This is a genomic window from Bacillus sp. FSL H8-0516 (assembly GCF_038635285.1).
Lineage (GTDB): Bacteria > Bacillota > Bacilli > Bacillales > Bacillaceae > Bacillus > Bacillus safensis.
The window spans coordinates 1,897,340-1,916,901 of sequence record NZ_CP152051.1; the positions used below are offsets into that span (position 1 = coordinate 1,897,340).

11 protein-coding genes are annotated in these 19,562 nt (G+C 43.1%); 5 read left to right on the plus strand and 6 right to left on the minus strand.

Annotated features, from left to right (window positions below; genetic code table 11):
* Nucleotides 1-66: 66 nt before the first annotated feature.
* Both MHB67_RS09395 and MHB67_RS09400 read right to left on the minus strand, forming a co-directional pair.
* Nucleotides 67-2,226, minus strand: coding sequence for a molybdopterin oxidoreductase family protein (locus MHB67_RS09395; RefSeq protein WP_283859449.1), 2,160 nt, complete (start codon nucleotides 2,224-2,226; stop codon nucleotides 67-69).
* The gene (locus tag MHB67_RS09400; protein ID WP_283859450.1) at nucleotides 2,223-4,472 is read right to left on the minus strand and encodes an FAD-dependent oxidoreductase; all 2,250 of its coding nucleotides are present in this window, start codon (nucleotides 4,470-4,472) and stop codon (nucleotides 2,223-2,225) included. Before MHB67_RS09400 ends, MHB67_RS09395 begins: the two co-directional genes overlap by 4 nt.
* Nucleotides 4,473-4,642: 170 nt before the next feature.
* On the opposite strand from MHB67_RS09400, the gene MHB67_RS09405 reads away from it, so the two are divergent.
* A complete protein-coding gene (locus MHB67_RS09405; RefSeq protein ID WP_283859451.1) occupies nucleotides 4,643-5,845 on the plus strand; it encodes a nitrate/nitrite transporter in 1,203 nt (400 codons plus the stop codon).
* A 59-nt stretch (nucleotides 5,846-5,904) separates the two neighbouring features.
* Here the strand turns inward: MHB67_RS09405 and gltD are convergent, their stop codons facing one another.
* Both gltD and gltB read right to left on the minus strand, forming a co-directional pair.
* On the minus strand, nucleotides 5,905-7,389 hold the full coding sequence (gene gltD / locus MHB67_RS09410) for a glutamate synthase small subunit (RefSeq protein ID WP_024422646.1): 1,485 nt from the start codon (nucleotides 7,387-7,389) through the stop codon (nucleotides 5,905-5,907).
* 16 nt (nucleotides 7,390-7,405) lie between these two features.
* Nucleotides 7,406-11,977, minus strand: a complete 4,572-nt coding sequence (gltB, locus tag MHB67_RS09415; protein ID WP_283859452.1) for a glutamate synthase large subunit — start codon at nucleotides 11,975-11,977, stop codon at nucleotides 7,406-7,408.
* 153 nt (nucleotides 11,978-12,130) lie between these two features.
* Between gltB and MHB67_RS09420 the strand changes: the two genes are divergently transcribed.
* The 3 genes from MHB67_RS09420 to MHB67_RS09430 all read left to right on the plus strand — a co-directional run bounded on the left by MHB67_RS09420 (nucleotide 12,131) and on the right by MHB67_RS09430 (nucleotide 16,686).
* Nucleotides 12,131-13,033: a LysR family transcriptional regulator gene (locus tag MHB67_RS09420; RefSeq protein ID WP_024422648.1), complete on the plus strand. Its 903-nt coding sequence runs from the start codon at nucleotides 12,131-12,133 to the stop codon at nucleotides 13,031-13,033.
* A gap of 94 nt (nucleotides 13,034-13,127) precedes the next feature.
* Entirely contained in the window at nucleotides 13,128-14,864 is a 1,737-nt protein-coding gene (locus MHB67_RS09425) for an ABC transporter ATP-binding protein (protein WP_283859453.1), read from the plus strand.
* A complete protein-coding gene (locus MHB67_RS09430; RefSeq protein ID WP_044332971.1) occupies nucleotides 14,857-16,686 on the plus strand; it encodes an ABC transporter ATP-binding protein in 1,830 nt (609 codons plus the stop codon). Before MHB67_RS09425 ends, MHB67_RS09430 begins: the two co-directional genes overlap by 8 nt.
* A gap of 50 nt (nucleotides 16,687-16,736) precedes the next feature.
* On the opposite strand, the gene MHB67_RS09435 is transcribed toward MHB67_RS09430, so the two are convergent.
* Nucleotides 16,737-17,564, minus strand: coding sequence for a MerR family transcriptional regulator (locus MHB67_RS09435; protein ID WP_044332968.1), 828 nt, complete (start codon nucleotides 17,562-17,564; stop codon nucleotides 16,737-16,739).
* 87 nt (nucleotides 17,565-17,651) lie between these two features.
* Here MHB67_RS09435 and MHB67_RS09440 point away from each other — a divergent pair, with 87 nt between their 5' ends.
* A complete protein-coding gene (locus MHB67_RS09440; protein WP_133744101.1) occupies nucleotides 17,652-18,224 on the plus strand; it encodes a GNAT family N-acetyltransferase in 573 nt (190 codons plus the stop codon).
* A 66-nt stretch (nucleotides 18,225-18,290) separates the two neighbouring features.
* Here MHB67_RS09440 and MHB67_RS09445 read toward each other — a convergent pair whose 3' ends face one another.
* Nucleotides 18,291-19,559, minus strand: a complete 1,269-nt coding sequence (locus MHB67_RS09445) for a glutamate-5-semialdehyde dehydrogenase (RefSeq protein WP_024422651.1) — start codon at nucleotides 19,557-19,559, stop codon at nucleotides 18,291-18,293.
* Between the last annotated feature and the right edge of the window lie 3 nt (nucleotides 19,560-19,562).

The following is a 19,562-nucleotide window of genomic DNA, read 5'->3' on the forward strand; positions in this document are numbered from 1 at the left end:
TAAACACCCCTCATGTGATCATTTTTTAGAAAATACCATAATCTAAACATAGATGGAAAATACATGTTAAAATTTCTCACATAGTTTTTCATTCACATAGGCTGACAGCTGTACAGGACAATATTTAAAGCCTGGCATTTTACTGTGCGGATCTAGTTGATCATCAATTAATAGATTAATTGATTGATGTTTGCTCCAATGAAATGGGACAAACACGGTATCTTTTCGAATGGTGTCTGAGATGCGGCATCTGATGATGACACTTCCTCTTTTTGACTTGATGGTCACGAGCTCCCCGTGCTGAAGTCCATACGTTTTCGCTGTATCAGGATGAAGCTCTGCATATGCTTCAAACTGTCTGGCAACAAGAGAGGTGCTCCTTCTTGTTTGAACGCCTGTTTGGTAATGAGCCATCACCCTGCCGGTCGTTAAATAAAGAGGGTATTCTTGACTGACGGGTTCCTTTGCAGCCTTTTTTTCGTGTGTGACGACGGCAAACTTCGCTAAACTGTCAGAATGTGAGAATGCATGTTCAAATAATCTTTCAGTTCCCGAATCTTCTAAATGAGTACAAGGCCACCTTATGCCTTGTTCCTTCCTCAGCCTTTCATAGGTTATGCCTGAATAATCAGCCTTTGCACCTTTCGTTACGGCTCTTAATTCCTCAAAGATCTCTTCTGCGGATGAAAAGGAAAAATGGCTTCCTTTGCCTAATACAGCTGCTATTTCACAAATGATTTGCCAATCGTGCTTTCTTTGGTGTTTAAGTGGATATGTTGCTTCTCTAAGCGTAACGCGGCCCTCTACGTTTGTCACGGTACCTTCATCCTCTAAATATGACGAAGTCGGTAAAATTACATCTGCCAGCGCAGCTGTCTCAGACATAAATAAATCAACGGCAACAAAAAAGGACAAGTTCTTGATGGCTTGCTGAATCAAGTGCGTGTTTGGCCCTGATTGGACAGGATTTGAGCACATTAAAAAGAGCGCTTTGATTTCACCTGCCTGCATTTTTTCAAACATTTCAAAAGCAGACACGCCCTTTCCTGGAAGTTCTTTTTCATCAATGTTCCATCGTTCAGCCATTTCTTTTCTGTGAGCAGGGTTTGAGATATCTCGATATCCTGGAAGCTGATCTGCTTTTTGCCCATGCTCTCTTGCTCCCTGGCCATTTCCCTGGCCGGTTATTGCGCCATAGCCGCATCCAAAGCGGCCGATCTTCCCAGTAACAAGCAGAATATTCAGGAAATTACGCACAGAGGCTGTACCGTCTATTTGCTGCTCAATGCCTCTTGCTGTAAAAATCATACCTGTCTTTTCTTGCGCGAATTTCCTTGCTATTTTCTGCATCACATCAATCGTCACGCCAGTTTGCTCAGCAATGTCTGGCAGGGAGATGCGTGAGATGTGCTCCTTTAGTTTTTGGAAACCTGATGTTCGTTGATGAATAAATGATTCATCGATTAAATGCTCATGCAGCATGATGTGCAATATGCCGTTTGCCAGTGCGGCATCAGACCCTGGTTTGAGGCTGACATGTAAATCGGCTAATTGGGCTGTCGGAGTTTTGCGCGGATCAATGACGATGAGAAAAGCGCCATTGTTTTTTGCCTCTTCAATGTAGGGCAGGAAGGTTGGCTGACATTCCGCTATATTCGTTCCAACCAATATCAACACCCGTGCATGCTTGATGTCGCTTAAAGGAAAGGTCAGGCCACGGTCAAGTCCGAATGTTTGATTTGCGGCAGTTGCTGCCGAAGACATACATAGTCTGCCGTTATAATCGATGTATTTCGTTTTCAGCGCCACTCTTGCAAATTTCCCGAGTAAGTACGCTTCCTCATTTGTAATTGATGCGCTTCCGTACACACTGATCACATCATGGCCATGCGACAGCTGAAGGGATTCTATGTTTGTTTTGATTTCTTCGAGAGCCTCCTGCCATGTCGCTTTTACAAATTGTCCGTTTCTTTTGATCAGCGGGTGATTCAGGCGATCTTTATGAAGCGCGTGCTGGTGGGCATGCTGTCCTTTCATACAAAGTCTTCCGTGCGTAGTTGGATTGTGTACACCAATCGTTTGGTAGCGTGTTCGCCCTTCCACATGCTGCTCGATTAATTGCATTTTGCACTGCATACTGCAAAAAGGACATTGGCCTGGGAATACTCGCTTTTGTTCTTCCTGCTTTGATTTTTGCTGGGCATATTGTAAAAAAGATTGACTCATACCTTCACTTCCTTATGTCTTACATTTCCTTGTCTGCTCTGGTCAAATTGCGCACAGAGCTCTTCTCTTATTTCCTCATCAAGTAACTTTTCTCGAATAGAAATGTTTCCTTGCCGTGACAGCCAATCGCCAATAGATTCTTGAAAGTAAGCATTTTTTCTATACTCTTCAAGCAGCGCTTTTAAAAAAGGAATAAGCTCACTTGAATGAGCCAAGGTGTAAAAAAGCTGGCCTCCTATATAAATGTTCCATTCACCCAGCTGCTTTTTCAGACAGATGTCATCAATTGGAGCAAGTTTACACGTGCAAGAAGCACCGGTGATATGAATGGAGGTGACAGCTGGTAAAAGTGTATCTTCCACTTGTCTTTCCAGCTCCATCACAAGTGACGTGACAGCTGGATCGTCACAGTCGCATGAAAGGATATGAGATAGTCTTCTTTTCTCATTAGGCATAATTGGCCAATGATTTTTGACAATTTGTGCCGCCTGTTTTGACACACCGATGAGCCGTATTCGTTTATGCTTTGTCAGCTCTGCCTGCTCAATCAGTCTGTTCTCTAACAAAGACGTAATGATTTTCAAAAAATCCAGATCAAGCCGGCCTCCATATAATTGAGGAATCAACATGTCTTCCTGTTCAGCAGCGCCGATTTTTTCCACCGATCCTTGAAATTGCTCGAGATAGTATTGAATGGCCGGCCGGCAGATGCCGCAGCCGTGATTCGTTTTCCATTGAAAATGTCTTTTTATTTCTTCAGCATTCACCGGCTGCTGCTTTTTAATAAACGAAAAAATGGTCTGCTCCTCTACTTCTGTACATGGACAAAAAAAGACCTGCGATTCCGTTTGTTCATGTGATGGTAGCTGGCAGCAAGCACGGACGAGCTCTTGACAGCCGCCGCACCCAGTTGCTGCCCCTGTCTGTTTTTTCACCTCGTCTAAGTTTGTCAGCTGATGAACCGAAATGCTTTTTAAAATCGTCTCTTTTGTAACGGTTTGACATTGGCAGACGAGGTCTTCCATTTTTAATGAATCTAGTGGGGATGATGGCTTTTCATGAAGGGCTTTCATGACCACACTTTTATCACGTCCCACTTTTACATCTTGCAAAAGCTGATCGGCATTCCCCAGCTCTCCGACGAATAAAATACCTGCCAGCGCCTGACGTTCAAAGACGAATTTTTTATACACCTCTTGCTCTTCATCTAAATAAGTCACAGTTGACATAAACGGAGAATGATGTTCAATACATCCAGCAGAATAAATCGGCAAATCAGGTACTTTTAATTTTGTTGAGTAAATGGGCTTTGGTGTATGTGTGATTTTTTCTCCTAAAAGATGCTTAGCGAGCACGCTTGCTTGTTCATAAATGGGCTGAACAAGGCCATGCACCATCCCTTGGTGCTCTGCACATTCTCCAATCGCATAAATATTCGGGATATTTGTCTCCATCACGTCATTGACAACAATGGCTTTTCTCGTGTGTATGCCATGATTCTCTGCAAGCTGTATATTCGGACGGATACCTGTTGTAAAAACAACAAGATCAGCATCCACGATGTCGCCATTTTTCAATAAAACGCCTTCTACCCTCTCACCGCCTAAGCATGCAATGGTATGGGCATTTGTTTTCACCTGAATGCCTTTTCTTATGAATTTTCGCTGTAATAATCCGGCTGCTGTTTCATCTAATTGGCGCTGCATCAGCCGCTCCGTATAATGAATGATGGTCGTTTCAAGCCCCGCCATCTGCAGACCAGCTGCTACCTCCACACCAAGCACGCCGCCTCCGATCACTGCTGCTTGTTGATAATGCACCGCATCCGCACAAATGGCCTCATAATCATCAATTGTCCGAAAAGCGTATATCCCTTTTTTGGACACACCCTGAATAGGAAGAAAATTCGGCGATGAACCCGTTGCAATGACGAGCTTGTCATAGGGAATTTCCCGTCGCGCATCTGTCATGACACACTTTCGATTTGTATCGATATGTACAACTGATTCTCCTTTGTACAATGTGATGTCATGCGCGGTGTACCATTCTTTTTCCTTTAGTTGAATTTCAGCGAATGATTCGCTTTTTTGTAAAATCGACGAAAGTTTTATTCGATTGTAGGCAGAGTGCTTCTCTTTTCCAATGACTGTTATGGCATAATGTTCTGGCTGCTTTTGAATGATCTCTTCGATACATTTCATACTCGCCATGCCGTTTCCGATAAACACAAGTTTGCGTTTTGCCATCTGAAATCAACCTTTCTAAGCCTCTTGCTCGAGCACATTGTATGGATTGATTATGGCACACACTTGTAAAAAAGTGTTTATTCATGTCAATTTTTCTCACATAATACTTTCATTACATAAGTGAACTCGCTATCTTTAAGTCAGAAAATTCAAAATAGAGGAGGCGTTTTATGAAACTCTCAGAATTAAAATCAAGTGGTCATCCTAAGACATTGTTTGGTTCCTTTTTATATTTTGATGTGAGCTTTATGATTTGGGTTTTGTTAGGGGCGCTGGGTGCTTTTATTGCACAAGATTTTGCTTTATCAACCGTAGAGAAAGGCATGATTGTAGCCATTCCAATTCTATCTGGTTCTTTTTTTCGGATTGTGCTTGGTTTATTCACCGATCGAATAGGACCTAAAAAGACCGCAGTGATAGGAATGCTTTTAACGACTATTCCGCTTATTTGGGGGTTTATCGCTGGTACAACCCTTTCAGAGCTCGTACTAATTGGGATTTTGCTTGGAGTAGCAGGAGCAAGTTTTGCTGTTGCTTTGCCCATGGCAAGCCGCTGGTATCCTCCTCACTTACAAGGAGTAGCCATGGGGATTGCAGGCGCCGGGAATAGTGGAACACTAATCTCCACCTTATTTGGTCCAAGGCTTGCGGAGATTTACGGGTGGCATGCCGTAATGGGGCTCGCTTTGATTCCGTTAAGTCTTGTCTTTTTGTTTTTTATTTTCACTGCAAAAGATGCACCAAATCAGCCCGCTCCTCAGCCGATCCGGTCGTACTTTTCAGTATTTCAAGTGAAATCGACATGGTTTTTCTGTTTGCTTTATGCGATCACATTCGGAGGATTTGTCGGGCTTTCCAGTTTCCTCAGTATTTTCTTTGTAGATCAATATGGGGTTTCGAAGATTCATGCTGGTGATTTTGTGACACTTTGTGTGGCGGCAGGCAGCTTCTTTCGGCCTGTGGGCGGTCTCATTGCCGATAAAATAGGCGGAATGAAAGTACTGCTTGCATTATTCGGAATCATCGCCATCTGCTTAGGAGGAGTGAGCAGTCTTCCAGCTTTACCTGTGGTCATTGCGCTTTTATTTGTGGGGATGATGTGCCTTGGGATGGGGAATGGCGCTGTTTTTCAGCTGGTGCCTCAAGTATTTCATAAAGAAATTGGGATTGTGACCGGAATTGTTGGGGCTGCTGGAGGCATTGGCGGATTCTTTTTACCTAATATTCTTGGCAGTTTAAAAGAATTGACTGGCTCATATACGTTTGGCTTTTTGACCATTTCCCTTTTTGTTCTGATTGTCTTCCTCTGTTTAGTCGTATCGCAGTTTAAACGTAAAAAGGTGTTGATCAACCATACCATTTCTGAATCATAAAAAGCCATGACCACACGTTGGTCATGGCTTTTCTTTATATTGTAACACCCTTTGTTGACCTATTTTGGCAGAACCGAACTCCCCATTAAATAACGGTCTACCTCGTGCGCCACTTGTCTGCCTTCATTAATTGCCCAGACAATCAAGCTTTGCCCGCGTCTTGCATCTCCCGCTGCAAATACGCCTTCTACATTTGTTGTATATTCCCCATATTTTGCGTCAATGCGATTGTTTTTGCTGTCCACGCCAAAGTGTTTCACAAGCGGCTGTTCAGTTCCCTCAAAACCAATTGCAATAAAGACGAGCTGAGCAGGCCATACCTTTTCTGTCCCTGGAATTTCATGAAATTCAAACTTCCCTTGTTCGTTTTTCACCTTTTCCATTTGAATGGTATGAAGCTCTTTTAATTTCCCATTTTTATCTGCCACAATTTTTGTGGTTTGAATTGAATATTGACGCGGATCTTCTCCGAATTTTGCTTGTGCTTCTTCATAAGCATAATCCAGCGAGAAGACATAAGGCTGTTCTGGCCACATGTTATCCCCTACACGTGTATCCGGAAGCTTTGGATGCTTCCCGAATTGAACAACACTTTTTGCTTTTTGGCGAAGTGCAGTTGCCACGCAGTCTGCACCTGTATCTCCTCCGCCAATCACAATCACGTCTTTTCCTTTTGCATCAATGAAGTTTTTGTCTTTAAATCCTGAATCAAGCATACTTTTCGTTGCAAGGGTTAAATAATCCATCGCAAGGTGAATCCCTTTTGCTTCCCGGCCCTCAATCAATAGGTCACGCTGCTTTTGTGCACCTGTACAAAGGATAACTGCATCAAACTGCTCTTTCAGTTCATCAGCAGTAATATCCACGCCGATTTCTGTGTTTGTCACAAAGTCAATGCCTTCTTGTCTTAGAAGTTTGACTCTTCGCTCGACCACTTCTTTGTCGAGCTTCATATTCGGAATCCCGTATGTCAGCAGTCCGCCAAGACGGTCAGAACGCTCGAACACTGTGACAGCGTGCCCTGCTTGGTTTAATTGATCAGCACTTGCAAGTCCTGCTGGTCCTGAGCCGACAATGGCAATTTTCTTCCCTGTACGGCTTGAAGGGATTCTTGGTGTGATCCATCCATTTTCAAAACCTTTATCAATGATTGTGCGTTCGATATTTTTAATCGAAACAGCCGGATCATTGATAGCGACTGTACATGACCCTTCACAAGGTGCAGGACATACTCTCCCAGTAAACTCTGGGAAATTATTTGTTTTTTGCAGTCTTTCGAGAGCTTCTTTCCATCTCCCGCGATAGACAAGATCATTCCACTCTGGAATTAAATTGTAGATCGGGCAGCCAGACACGCCGCCCCTGATCTCCATCCCAATTTGACAAAACGGTGTTCCGCAATCCATACATCTAGCGCCCTGCGTCTTCAATACGTCATCTGTATAAGGAGCTGAATATTCTTTCCAGTCATTTTGACGAGTGAGAGGGTCACGTTCATTTGGCTTTTCTCTTTTATAATCCATAAAACCTGTTGCTTTGCCCATTGTCCTCTCCCCTTTCTTAATGAGCGAGGGCTGCTTTTTGCCCGTTTGCCGTTTCTTGATTTTTCGGTTTTGTGTTTGCTTCAAAGGCAAACATCACCGCTTCTTCATGACTGAGGCCCGCTTGTTTTTGTTCTTCGATGCTTTGAAGCATCATTTTGTAATTTCTCGGGATGACTTTGATGAATTGATCCTTTTCTTGCTCCCAGTTTTCAAGAAGTGCTGCTGCTTTTGAGCTGTTTGTATAATCAAGGTGCTCCTTAATCATTTGTTTCACTTCTAATTCTTCTTCATGATCTGTGAGCTTTTCAAACATGATCATTTCCATGTTACACATTCTTTTGAACTGTTTTGCATCCGATGTATGGATGTAAGCCACACCGCCAGACATACCTGCACCAAAGTTTTTCCCAACGTCTCCTAAAATAACGACACGTCCGCCAGTCATGTATTCACAGCCGTGATCTCCAATTCCTTCAACAACCACATGTACACCTGAATTACGAACAGCAAATCGTTCACCAGCACGGCCGTTAATATAAGCTTTTCCGCTAGTTGCACCGTAAAATGCAACGTTTCCTACAATGACGTTTTCATGTCCATTTTGTACAAAATGATCAGACGTTTTGACAGCAATTTTGCCTCCTGAGAGTCCTTTGCCGATATAGTCATTTGAATCACCTGTTAAATAGAGAGACATGCCCTTTGGCACAAATGCGCCAAAGCTTTGTCCAGCTGAACCAGTGAATCTGAGTGTGATCGTATCCTCTGGCAAGCCCTCTTCCCCGTAGCGCTTAGACACTTCACTGCCAGTAATGGTTCCGGCCACACGGTTGATATTGCGAATGTTCAATGATAGATCAACCGGTGTTTGATGATTCAGCGCCTCTTGCACATAAGGAAGGATTTCATTCATATCCAGCGATTCGTCAATTTTATGATTTTGCGGTGTTCTGAATGTCCGCGCTCCTTCTGGCTGATAAAGCAGTGTTTCAAGGTTTAGCTGGCCTGCTTTCCAGTGAGCTTTTGCTCGTTCACTGACCGCTAGGACGTCCGTACGTCCGATTAATTCATCCATTGATGTAAAGCCAAGTTCCGCTAAGATTTCTCTTACTTCCTCTGCAATAAACATCATGAAGTTCACAATGTGATCAGGGTTACCCATGAACTTTTTGCGAAGCTCTGGGTTTTGTGTGGCAACACCGACTGGGCAAGTATCTAAATGACATGCTCTCATCATCACGCAGCCCAGCACGACAAGTGGAGCTGTCGCAAAGCCGTATTCTTCTGCTCCTAAAATCGCAGCCATCACAACGTCGCGGCCAGTCATTAACTTTCCGTCTGTTTCAAGAACGACTCTCTCGCGAAGACCATTTAACACAAGGGTTTGATGCGCCTCTGCCAATCCAAGCTCCCAAGGAAGCCCTGTGTGTTTAATACTTGTTTTCGGTGAAGCTCCTGTACCGCCATCATAACCACTGATGACAATGACGTCCGCAGTTCCTTTTGCTACACCTGCTGCAATCGTACCAACGCCGGCTTTAGATACAAGCTTGACACTGATGCGTGCATCACGGTTCGCGTTTTTCAAATCATGAATCAGCTGTGCCAAATCCTCAATGGAATAAATATCATGATGCGGCGGTGGTGAAATCAATCCGACACCTGGCGTAGAACCACGTACATCGGCCACCCAAGGATACACTTTATTTCCTGGCAGCTGTCCGCCTTCTCCAGGTTTTGCTCCTTGCGCCATTTTAATTTGCAGTTCATCTGCATTGACCAAGTAATGACTTTTTACACCAAATCGGCCAGAAGCGATTTGTTTAATCGCACTTCTGCGGTCATCACCGTGTTCATCTACTGTAAAGCGGGCAGGATCTTCTCCGCCTTCTCCGCTGTTACTTTTACCGCCAATTCGGTTCATTGCAATCGCAAGTGCCTCATGCGCTTCTTTACTTAAAGATCCAAATGACATGGCACCTGTCTTAAAGCGGCGCACGATGGATTCAGCAGATTCAACCTCTTCCAGACGAACCGGCTTTTGTTTTGGCTGAAATGCAAACAAGTTTCTGAGGAAGCCGATTCTTTCTTCATCCGCTGCTTTTGTATATTGTTTAAATAGATCGTAATCTTCATTACGGCATGCCCACTGGAGCGTATGGATCGTTTTTGGGTTAAAGGCATGATGCTCTCCATTTTTTCTCCACTGGAATTCACTGCCTGATTCAAGTGTCTGGTCAGTTGCTGCTTGATACCCTGCTTCATGGCGGAGTTTTGCCTCATGAGCAATGGTGTCAAGATCAATCCCGCCAAGCTGAGAAGCTGTTCCTGTGAAATACGCTTGAATGACGTCTTCACTAATCCCGACTGCTTCAAAGATTTGCGCGCCTCTATAGCTTTGCACAGTGGAAATCCCCACTTTGGACATGACTTTGACGACACCTTCTGTCACACTTTTACCAAACTTTGTAACAGCTTCATCAAAGCTGATCGAAATCGCTTCGTCTGCAATCAGCTGTTTATACGTTTCATAGACAAGGTAAGGGTGGATCGCATCTGCCCCGTAGCCAATTAGTGCGGCAAAATGATGGACCTCTCTCACCTCTCCAGATTCAACGATCAGACTGACCTTTGTCCGTAGACCTTGACGCACAAGGTGCTGATGAAGTGCACTTAGCGCAAGAAGTGGTGGAATCGGTACTTTTTGTGCTGTCATTTCACGATCTGAAAGGATTAATAAAGAGACACCTTCTCTGATCGCTTTTTCCGCCTCTTCAAACATCGCATCCAGTCCGCGCTTTATATCATCGGTGAAAAGTGTATGGATTGTTTTGCTTTTAAAGGCATTATGAACAATCGTTTTCAAGCCGTTAAATTGTCCGCTCGTTAAGACCGGTGTATAAAGTTTAATTCTTCGGCATGAATATTCATTTGGGTGTAAAATATCTCCTTCGGCACCTAACCAAGTCATGGTCGATGTCACGAGCTGCTCACGAATGGCATCAATCGGCGGGTTCGTGACTTGTGCAAACAGCTGCTTAAAATAATGAAAAAGAGACTGCGCACGATCTGATAACACAGCAAGCGGTGTGTCACTTCCCATTGACCCGATTGGATCCTTGCCTTCCTCTAGTAAAGGAATTAAATACTTTTGAATGTCTTCATACGTATAATGGAACGCACGCTGACGCGTCAATAAATCATCCATTATACTAGAATTTTCTGAATTTTCTTCCGAGCGATTGACGTGGACCATTTCTTCATCGAGCCATTTTTGATAAGGCAGTTCATTCGCAATGGTCGATTTCACTTCTTCGTCAGAAATAATTCGTCCTTCTTCTAGATCAATGAGCAGCATTTTACCAGGCTCAAGTCGATCTTTATACTTCACATCTTCTTCATTTGTGTCAATTACGCCAACCTCAGAAGAGAAAATGATATGATCATCATTCGTGACATAATATCTTGCCGGTCTCAATCCATTTCGGTCTAAGATGGCCCCGATTTGTTTCCCGTCCGTAAAGGAAATGGCTGTTGGTCCATCCCACGGCTCCATGAGAGAACTATGGTATTCATAAAATGCCCGTTTCTCTTTCGACATGTGCGTGTTTTCCGTCCAAGGCTCAGGAATCAGCATCATTGCTGTATGAGCAGGTGTACGGCCTGCAAGCACAAAGAATTCAAAGGCATTGTCTAAAATGGATGAATCACTTCCGTCTGCATTCAGCACTGGCAAAATCTTGTCTAAATCGTCTCCGAAGGCTTCAGATACGAATTGTTGTTCTCTTGCTCTCATCCAATTGATGTTTCCTCTTAATGTGTTGATTTCTCCGTTGTGAATTAAGTAACGGTTTGGATGGGCTCTTTCCCATGTAGGAAATGTATTTGTACTAAATCTTGAATGAACAAGTGAAAATGCAGAAACAAATGTTTCATCCTGTAGATCAAGATAAAAAGCATCGACTTGATCTGATGTTAAAAGCCCCTTGTATACGATGGTTTGACTCGACAGGCTGACAAAGTAAAATTGCTTTTCCTCTCTTGTTCCCCAGTTCTCAGCCTGCTTACGGATGACATATAATTTTCGTTCAAATGACAAACGATCTGTGATGTTGTCGTTTGCTCCGATAAAGACCTGTCTCACAACAGGACAGCTCTTCGCTGCGACAGTACCAATTTTTCCTGGATCGACAGGAACCGTTCTCCAGCCAATTAATGTTTGGCCTTCTTGTTTAATGAACCCGTTGATTTTCTGTTCGATGGCTTGACGCGTTTTTTCGTCATCATCTTTTGAAAAGAAGACCATTCCTACCCCGTAACGGCCTTTTTCAGGAAGTGCAAATTCTTTGCAGTTCTTTCTAAAGAAAGCGTCTGGCAGCTGTACCATTAAACCGGCACCATCACCTGTATACGGATCACTGCCTTGCCCGCCGCGATGATCAAGCTGGCACAGCATTTGTAATCCCTTTTTGACGATGCTATGTGTCGCCTCCCCTTTTAAATGGGCGTACAGTCCGATTCCACATGCATCATGTTCAAATTCAGGACGGTAGAGACCTTGTGGTTGTGGTAGTTGATTATAAGTCATCGTTTCTCTCCCCCGTTTAAAAGATCCGTTTTTTCACAGTAATAAAATCTCACAAACTCTGTAACTTATTTTAAGTTTTCAAATTGATATAAACAATATATAATTTAGATCAAAACAATCTCTTTTTGAGATAGATGGGTGTGAAGTGCAAAAATGGAGCTTCGTCAGTTACGTTATTTTGTAGAAGTCGCAGACCGTGAACACGTGTCAGAAGCGGCTGAAAACTTACATGTTGCCCAATCTGCCATCAGCCGGCAGATTGCGAATTTAGAAGAAGAACTTGGAGTGGCCTTATTCGAACGAGAAGGACGAAATATCAAATTAACGAAGATCGGCAGACAATTTTTAGATCATGTCAGAACTGCACTCAAAGCCATTGATTATGCGAAAGAGCAAATTGATGAATACTTAGATCCGCACAAAGGAACGGTGAATATTGGCTTTCCTACAAGTCTAGCAAGCCAAGTACTCCCTTCTGTCATCTCCGCCTTTAAGCAGGAATATCCAGAGGTCGATTTTTTACTTCGTCAAGGATCCTATAAATTTCTCATTGAAGCGGTCAAAAATCGAGATATCGATCTCGCCTTTTTAGGACCCGTACCGACAAACGATTCTCAAATAGAAGGAAATATTTTGTTTTCCGAAAGCATATATGCCCTTTTACCGGTTAGCCACCCCTTTAGCGGACAAAGGAGTATTCATTTAAGTGATTTAAGAAGGGATCATTTCGTGTTATTTCCTGAAGGGTATGTGCTGAGACAAATTGCGGTTGATGCTTGCAAGCAGGCAGGCTATGAGCCTACCATTTCATCTGAAGGAGAAGATTTGGATGCGATTAAAGGTCTCGTATCGGCAGGTATGGGTGTTACCTTATTACCCGAAAGCGCCTTTTATGAAACAACACCGCGATTTACAGTGAAAATTCCGATCGATTTTCCTCAAGTGAGACGAACGGTTGGCATTATTGCATCTAAAACGCGCGAAATGTCTCCTTCTGCCCATGATTTTTATGTGTTTGTGAAGGATTTCTTTTCTAAAATTGAACAATATAAATAATTCATTAAAAGAAGACATTTCATTTGTAGAAATAATCCCTCTTTGTATATGATGGGTTACAGAACAAAAGACTATATGGAAGAAAGGTATTCGTATGAAATCAATTTTATCGTTTTTAAAGCCGTATCGGCTGTCCGTAGTGTCCATTGTCATTCTCACCTTTTTAAGCAGTATGCTCCAGCTGTATTTACCGACGTTAACAGCAGATATCGTTGATGTCGGTATCGTCCAGGGAGATATTGCTTACATATGGAAGGTTGGCGGCTGGATGGTGGCTTGTTCTTTACTCGCCATTTTGCTCACCATTTGGAAGTCTTACTTGTCATCAAAGACAGCACTTGGCTTCGGCCGTGATATGAGAAGACAGCTGTTTGTGCATGTCGAACAATTTTCATTAGAAGAATTTCAAAAGATCGGCACATCTTCCTTTATTACTAGATCAACAAATGATGTGAAACAAGTCCAAGATGTGACGATTATGATTTTACAAATGATGACGCGGGCCCCGCTCATGCTTGTGGGCGGAATTATTTTGGCTGTTTCCAGGGATGCTGTCCTGTCTCTTATCTTTTTGGCAGCCCTCCCCCTTCTTGGCGGATTCATCTATTTGGTGTCAAGAAAAGCCATCCCTCTATTTGGCCAGCTTCAGAAAAAAACAGACCGGCTGAATTTAATTATGCGGGAATCTCTTTCAGGCATCCGCGTTATTCGTGCATTTAACCGTGTGGATGATGAAAAGGAACGATTCCAAGAAGCCAACACGTCCTATAAGGACACTGGTCTTAAAGTCAACCGATTAATGGCTTACTTGTTTCCATTTATGCTGATCATCATGAACTTCACGAATATCGGCATTGTCTGGCTTGGTGCAAACCGAATTGATGCCGGAGAAATGGAAGTTGGGAATCTCATTGCCTTCATTCAATATGCGATGATGATTTTAATGGCACTGATTATGCTGTCGATGAGCTTTATTATGGTCCCAAGAGCACAAGCGTCAGCTAAACGCATGAATGAAGTGTTAAACATGGAACCGAAGATTAAAGACAAAGAAGAGTCTATGACTGACCTTCACAAGCCCGCTCAATCCATTCGCTTTGAGGATGTGTCATTTTATTACTCAAATGCTGAGAAACCGGCCGTTCAAGGTATCACGTTTGAAGCCAAAACTGGTGAAACGACAGCCATCATCGGAAGTACGGGTTCTGGGAAAACAACGCTTCTCCAGCTGATGACGCGCTTTTATGAAGTGTCAGAAGGCCGGATTACACTAGATGGTGTAGATATTAGAAAGCTGCCACAAGAGAAACTGAGAAACCAAATGGGCTATGTCTCTCAAAAAGCTGTTTTATTCAGTGGAACCATTGCCGACAATGTGCGCTTTGGCAAGCAGGATGCAAGCGATGAAGACATCTGGCAGGCGCTGCGAACTGCGCAGGCCGAAGAATTTGTTTTGCAAAAAGATGGCGGAATTGATGCAGAAATTGATCAGGGTGGTTCCAATCTATCGGGCGGCCAAAAGCAGCGGCTTTCCATTGCAAGGGCGCTAGTGCGAAAACCATCATTCTATCTGTTTGACGATAGCTTTTCAGCACTTGATTACAAAACAGATGCAAAGCTGCGGACATCATTAGAAGCAGAAAAAGCTCATGCAGCCCTCATCATTGTGGCTCAACGAATCAGTACAGTGAAACATAGTGATAAAATCATTGTACTTGATGAAGGGAAAATCGCAGGTATCGGATCACATGAACAATTATTAAAGGACAATCTTGTATACCAAGAGATTGTCGCATCTCAGGAAGGTCAGGAGGTGAGCGAGGATGAGTAAGAAAATGTCTTCCGGCATGGGCCATAAAGGCGGCCACCCTAAAGGGCCAGCCGCAAAACCGAAGGAATTTAAGAAAACACTGCTACGTTTGACAGGCTACTTAAAACCAAGAAAATTTCAGCTGATCATCGTCTTTATTGCAGCGATTGGTTCAACTGTCTTTAACGTCATTAGTCCAAAGCTGCTTGGGGATGCCACCTCTTCCCTATTTGACAGCTTTACGAATGGAACAGGCGTTCAATTTGATGTCATTTCACGGATTTTATTGCTGCTTGTCGTGCTGTACGTCGTTGCTTCCCTCTTTTCATTCGTTCAGCAATATGTCATGGCTGGTGTCTCTCAACAGACCATTGCTGAATTACGGCAGGAAGCAAATGACAAGCTCACACGTCTCCCCCTTCGTTATTTTGATAAAACAACCCACGGGGACACGCTAAGCCGTGTGATGAATGATATCGATAATATTAATACATCGCTTCAGCAGGCGCTCACCCAAGTGATTACATCTGTGATTACAGTCATTGGGATTGTCGTCATGATGCTCTTCATCAGTCCGCTGCTTACGTTGCTTGTATGTTTGACGCTGCCACTCAGCCTGTTTGCGATTCGCGGCATTACGTCATTTTCTCAAAAGCATTTTAAAGCGCAGCAAAAAGAGCTTGGCACGATCAATGGACATATCAATGAGATGTTCACAGGACATCAGACAGTTCGTGCGTATGGCTACGAAAAGAAAGCAATCGATACATTTGATGAATTAAACGAAAAGCTGTATGAATCATCAAGGAAAGCACAGTTCATTTCTGGTTTAATGATGCCAATGATGACCTTTATCGGGAACCTTGGCTATGTGGCAGTCAGTGTAGCCGGCGGGATTCTTGTCATTAACGGGAACATTCGTGTCGGGGATGTGCAGGCGTTTATCCAATACACACAGCAAATGTCTCAACCTCTTGTGCAAGCATCAAGCGTCGCAAACTTAGTTCAATCGGCGATCGCTTCTGCTGAAAGGGTCTTTGAAATTCTTGATGAGGAAGAAGAAAGTACCGAAGAAGATGCGGCAATTGATCTTGCATCACTCTCAGGCGATGTGAGCTTTGAACAAGTTCAATTCGGATATGAAAAAGATCATCCGATTATTAAAGATTTGAATTTAGATGTGCAAGAAGGACAGACGGTTGCCATTGTCGGACCAACAGGCGCGGGAAAAACGACCATCATTAATCTTTTAATGCGTTTTTACGAATTAGATCAGGGCTCCATACGCATTGGCGGTGTCAAAACAACTGACCTCAGCCGTCAGCAAGTACGAGAATTATTTGCGATGGTTCTTCAAGATACATGGCTCTTTGAAGGAACGATTTACGACAACATTGCCTATGGCAGGCAGCACGTTTCCAAAGAGGATGTCATCAAAGCCGCCAAACATGCCTATGCAGATGATTTCATCCGCACGCTTCCAGATGGATATGACACACTGTTAACAGAAGATGCAGGCAACTTGTCTCAAGGTCAGCGCCAGCTGTTAACCATCGCCCGTGCCATTTTATCTGATCCAAAGATCTTGATATTAGATGAAGCAACAAGCAGTGTGGATACACGGACAGAGATGCATATTCAAAAAGCAATGAATGAATTGATGAAAGGCAGAACGAGCTTCGTGATTGCACACAGACTTTCAACGATTAAAGATGCAGACCTTATTTTAGTCATGAAGGATGGAAGCATCATTGAAAAAGGATCGCACAGCGAACTTTTAAAACAAAAAGGCTTCTATGCAGACTTATATATGAGTCAATTTGCTGAAAATCAAGTGGGATAACATCAAAAAAAGAGGATAGACACGCATGTCACATGCTGTCTATCCTCTTTTCAATTGTCATCTGCTCGCTTCTTTACTTTTACACTGAGCTTCGTTATATACTCTGCTTCATCTTTAGACATGAGCGAATGAAGTAAATACTCCTCAAATACATCTCCATCCAGCATCATGCCCTCTTTCTCGATTTCATCTAACAAATGCGAATAAGCAGATTCGATCTCATCAAATGTTCCTTGATCATACATCACCGCATAGAGCCCGCCAGGTTTTTTGACTGCCCCCGGGCCATCCATTCGGCAGAACAGCTGATCTGACTGATGATAGTGCCGCTTACGGAACTGCTCCTTTTTTAAGACAGAACCATTTGCCGCAGCTCCTTTTATGCCAACTCCCTTTAAAAATTCCCCTACAATACGTGATATTTCTTCTACAGGTGTATTGAAGTCGATCGGGTTTGATGCACTTAGTACAACAGGTTCTTCTGGCAGCTCTTGAAACAGGACCTCCCCTATTTTCACATTTGCTAATTCATGTGTCGTCTCCATCACCCGCATAAGAAAAGCCTGGATGTCTTGAAGTTTTTCAATCTCTTGTTTGACCTTTTTTATTTGGTCGGCCGCTAGGCTTTGCAGTCTTTCGCGGGAAGGTTCTGTGAAATATTGTTTTAACTCTTTGATCGGAAATTGAACAGCCCGCAAGGATTGAATCGCAATAAAATGGTCAAATTGCTCAATTGTATAGTAGCGGTATCCATTTTCGTGAACACCAGCCGGCTTAAATAAATCGATTTTATCATAATAAAGAAGCGTATCTTTTTTGACATCAAATAGCTTGGCAAATTCTCCAGTAAAAAACGTTTTTTGCACATCATTGATCATGAGGAAGGCTCCTTTCTTGACTATGGAGTAACTCCATCCTTTATTATAACATCCAGAAACATCACTACGCATGGAAAGGATAAAAAAATGAACAAAATAACTCAACATGAAGTAACATTAGCACAAGCAAATAAAGAGGACTTCCCTTCAATGAAAAAAGAGCTCCAGAAAGCTTTTACAGCTGGCGTGATCGATGCATTTGGCGATGCGCATGGTGGACCAATTCCTCCAGATGAAGTGATTGATGAATCCTTTCATTCAATTGAACACATTGTTTATCATATTATGCTAAATGGTGAAAAGGCAGGCGGCGTTGTGATCAAAATCAACCAAGAGACACATCACAACTCGGTTGATTTGCTATACATTTCATCATCCTTTCACAGCCGGGGCATTGGTCAGGCAGCATGGAAAGCCATCGAGGCGCAATATCCAGAAACGATTGTATGGGAGGTTGTGACTCCATACTTTGAAAAACGCAACATTCATTTTTATGTCAATAAATGCGGCTTTCAAATAGTTGAATTTTATCACTTACACCATCCAGATCCAAACGCACCTCATGAAGCACATCAAGGCAATGAACCTTTAGCACCAGAGGAATTTGAATTTTTTAAATTTGAGAAGGTCATGAAGAAAAATTGTGCAAACGTAGGATAACGTGTATTTCTTTTAAATAAAGTTAAAAACACTACCTCATAAAAAGGTAGTGTTTCTTGAATCTTTCTAGCTTCTAATCTGACCGTCACCACACAGAAGCAGCTTAGTTGTCGTGAGTGCAGGAAGTCCCATTGGCCCTCTGGCGTGCAGCTTTTGCGTGGAGATGCCGATTTCAGCTCCATAGCCAAGTGCACCGCCGTCTGTAAAGCGAGTCGATGCGTTATGATAAACAGCCGCCGCATCGACTTCGTTTAGAAACGTGAGTGCATTTTTTTCATCTTCTGTCACGATCGCTTCTGAATGTTTTGTGCCGTACTGATCGATATGGCTGATCGCTTCCTCAATTGAATCGACTACCTTTACTGCAAGATCCAGACTTAAGTACTCATCTGTCCAATCCACTTCTCCAGCAGGAACCGCGTTTGAAAAGTAAGACTCTGCTGCCTGGTCGCCATGTACAGTGACACGATGCTCCTGCAAAGCTTCATTTAATGAGGCTGCATTCTCTTTCAGCCAATCGCGATGAATGATCAGCGTCTCAAGTGCATTACATACAGCCGGACGATTCGTTTTTGCATTGATCACAATCTCAATGGCTTTTTTCACATTCGCGGTTTGATCAATAAAGACATGACAGTTTCCTGTCCCTGTTTCAAGCACTGGGATAGTGGATTCTTCTACCACTGTTTTGATTAAGGAAGCTCCGCCTCGCGGAATTAAAACATCGATCCATTCTTTTAGTTGAAACATCGCCTGAACCGATGAACGATCTGTTTGTTCAATTAATTGCACCGCATCACGCGGAATTGTTGTTTGATCCAATGCTTCATGGATCACACTGACAATGGCTTTGTTGGAAGAAATAGCGGAGGAACCGCCTTTTAAAATCACTGAGTTGCCTGCCTTTAAGGCAAGGCCTGCTGCATCGACAGTGACGTTCGGTCTCGCTTCATAGATCATCCCGATCACGCCGAGCGGTACTCTTCGGCTTTTTACGTGTAAGCCGTTATCAAGAGTCCATTCATCCAATATTTCTCCAACAGGATCTGTTAATCTCGTCACAAGCCGCAAACTTTCAGCAAACTCATGAATTCTTTCTTCGTTTAACATTAATCGATCCATAAGTGCCTCTGAGAAGCCCTTTTCTTTCCCAGCATCTAAATCCTTTTGATTCTCCTGTAAAATGAAGCGGCTGTTTTGCTCTAACGCCTCTGCCATTTTAAGCAGCGCGTCATTCTTTTCCTCTGTTTGAAGTAAACTTAGTTTTTTTGAAACATGCTTTGCTTTTTTCGCTTTTTCTTTGACCGATGTGACAACTTCAGCTGTCAGTGTCATGGA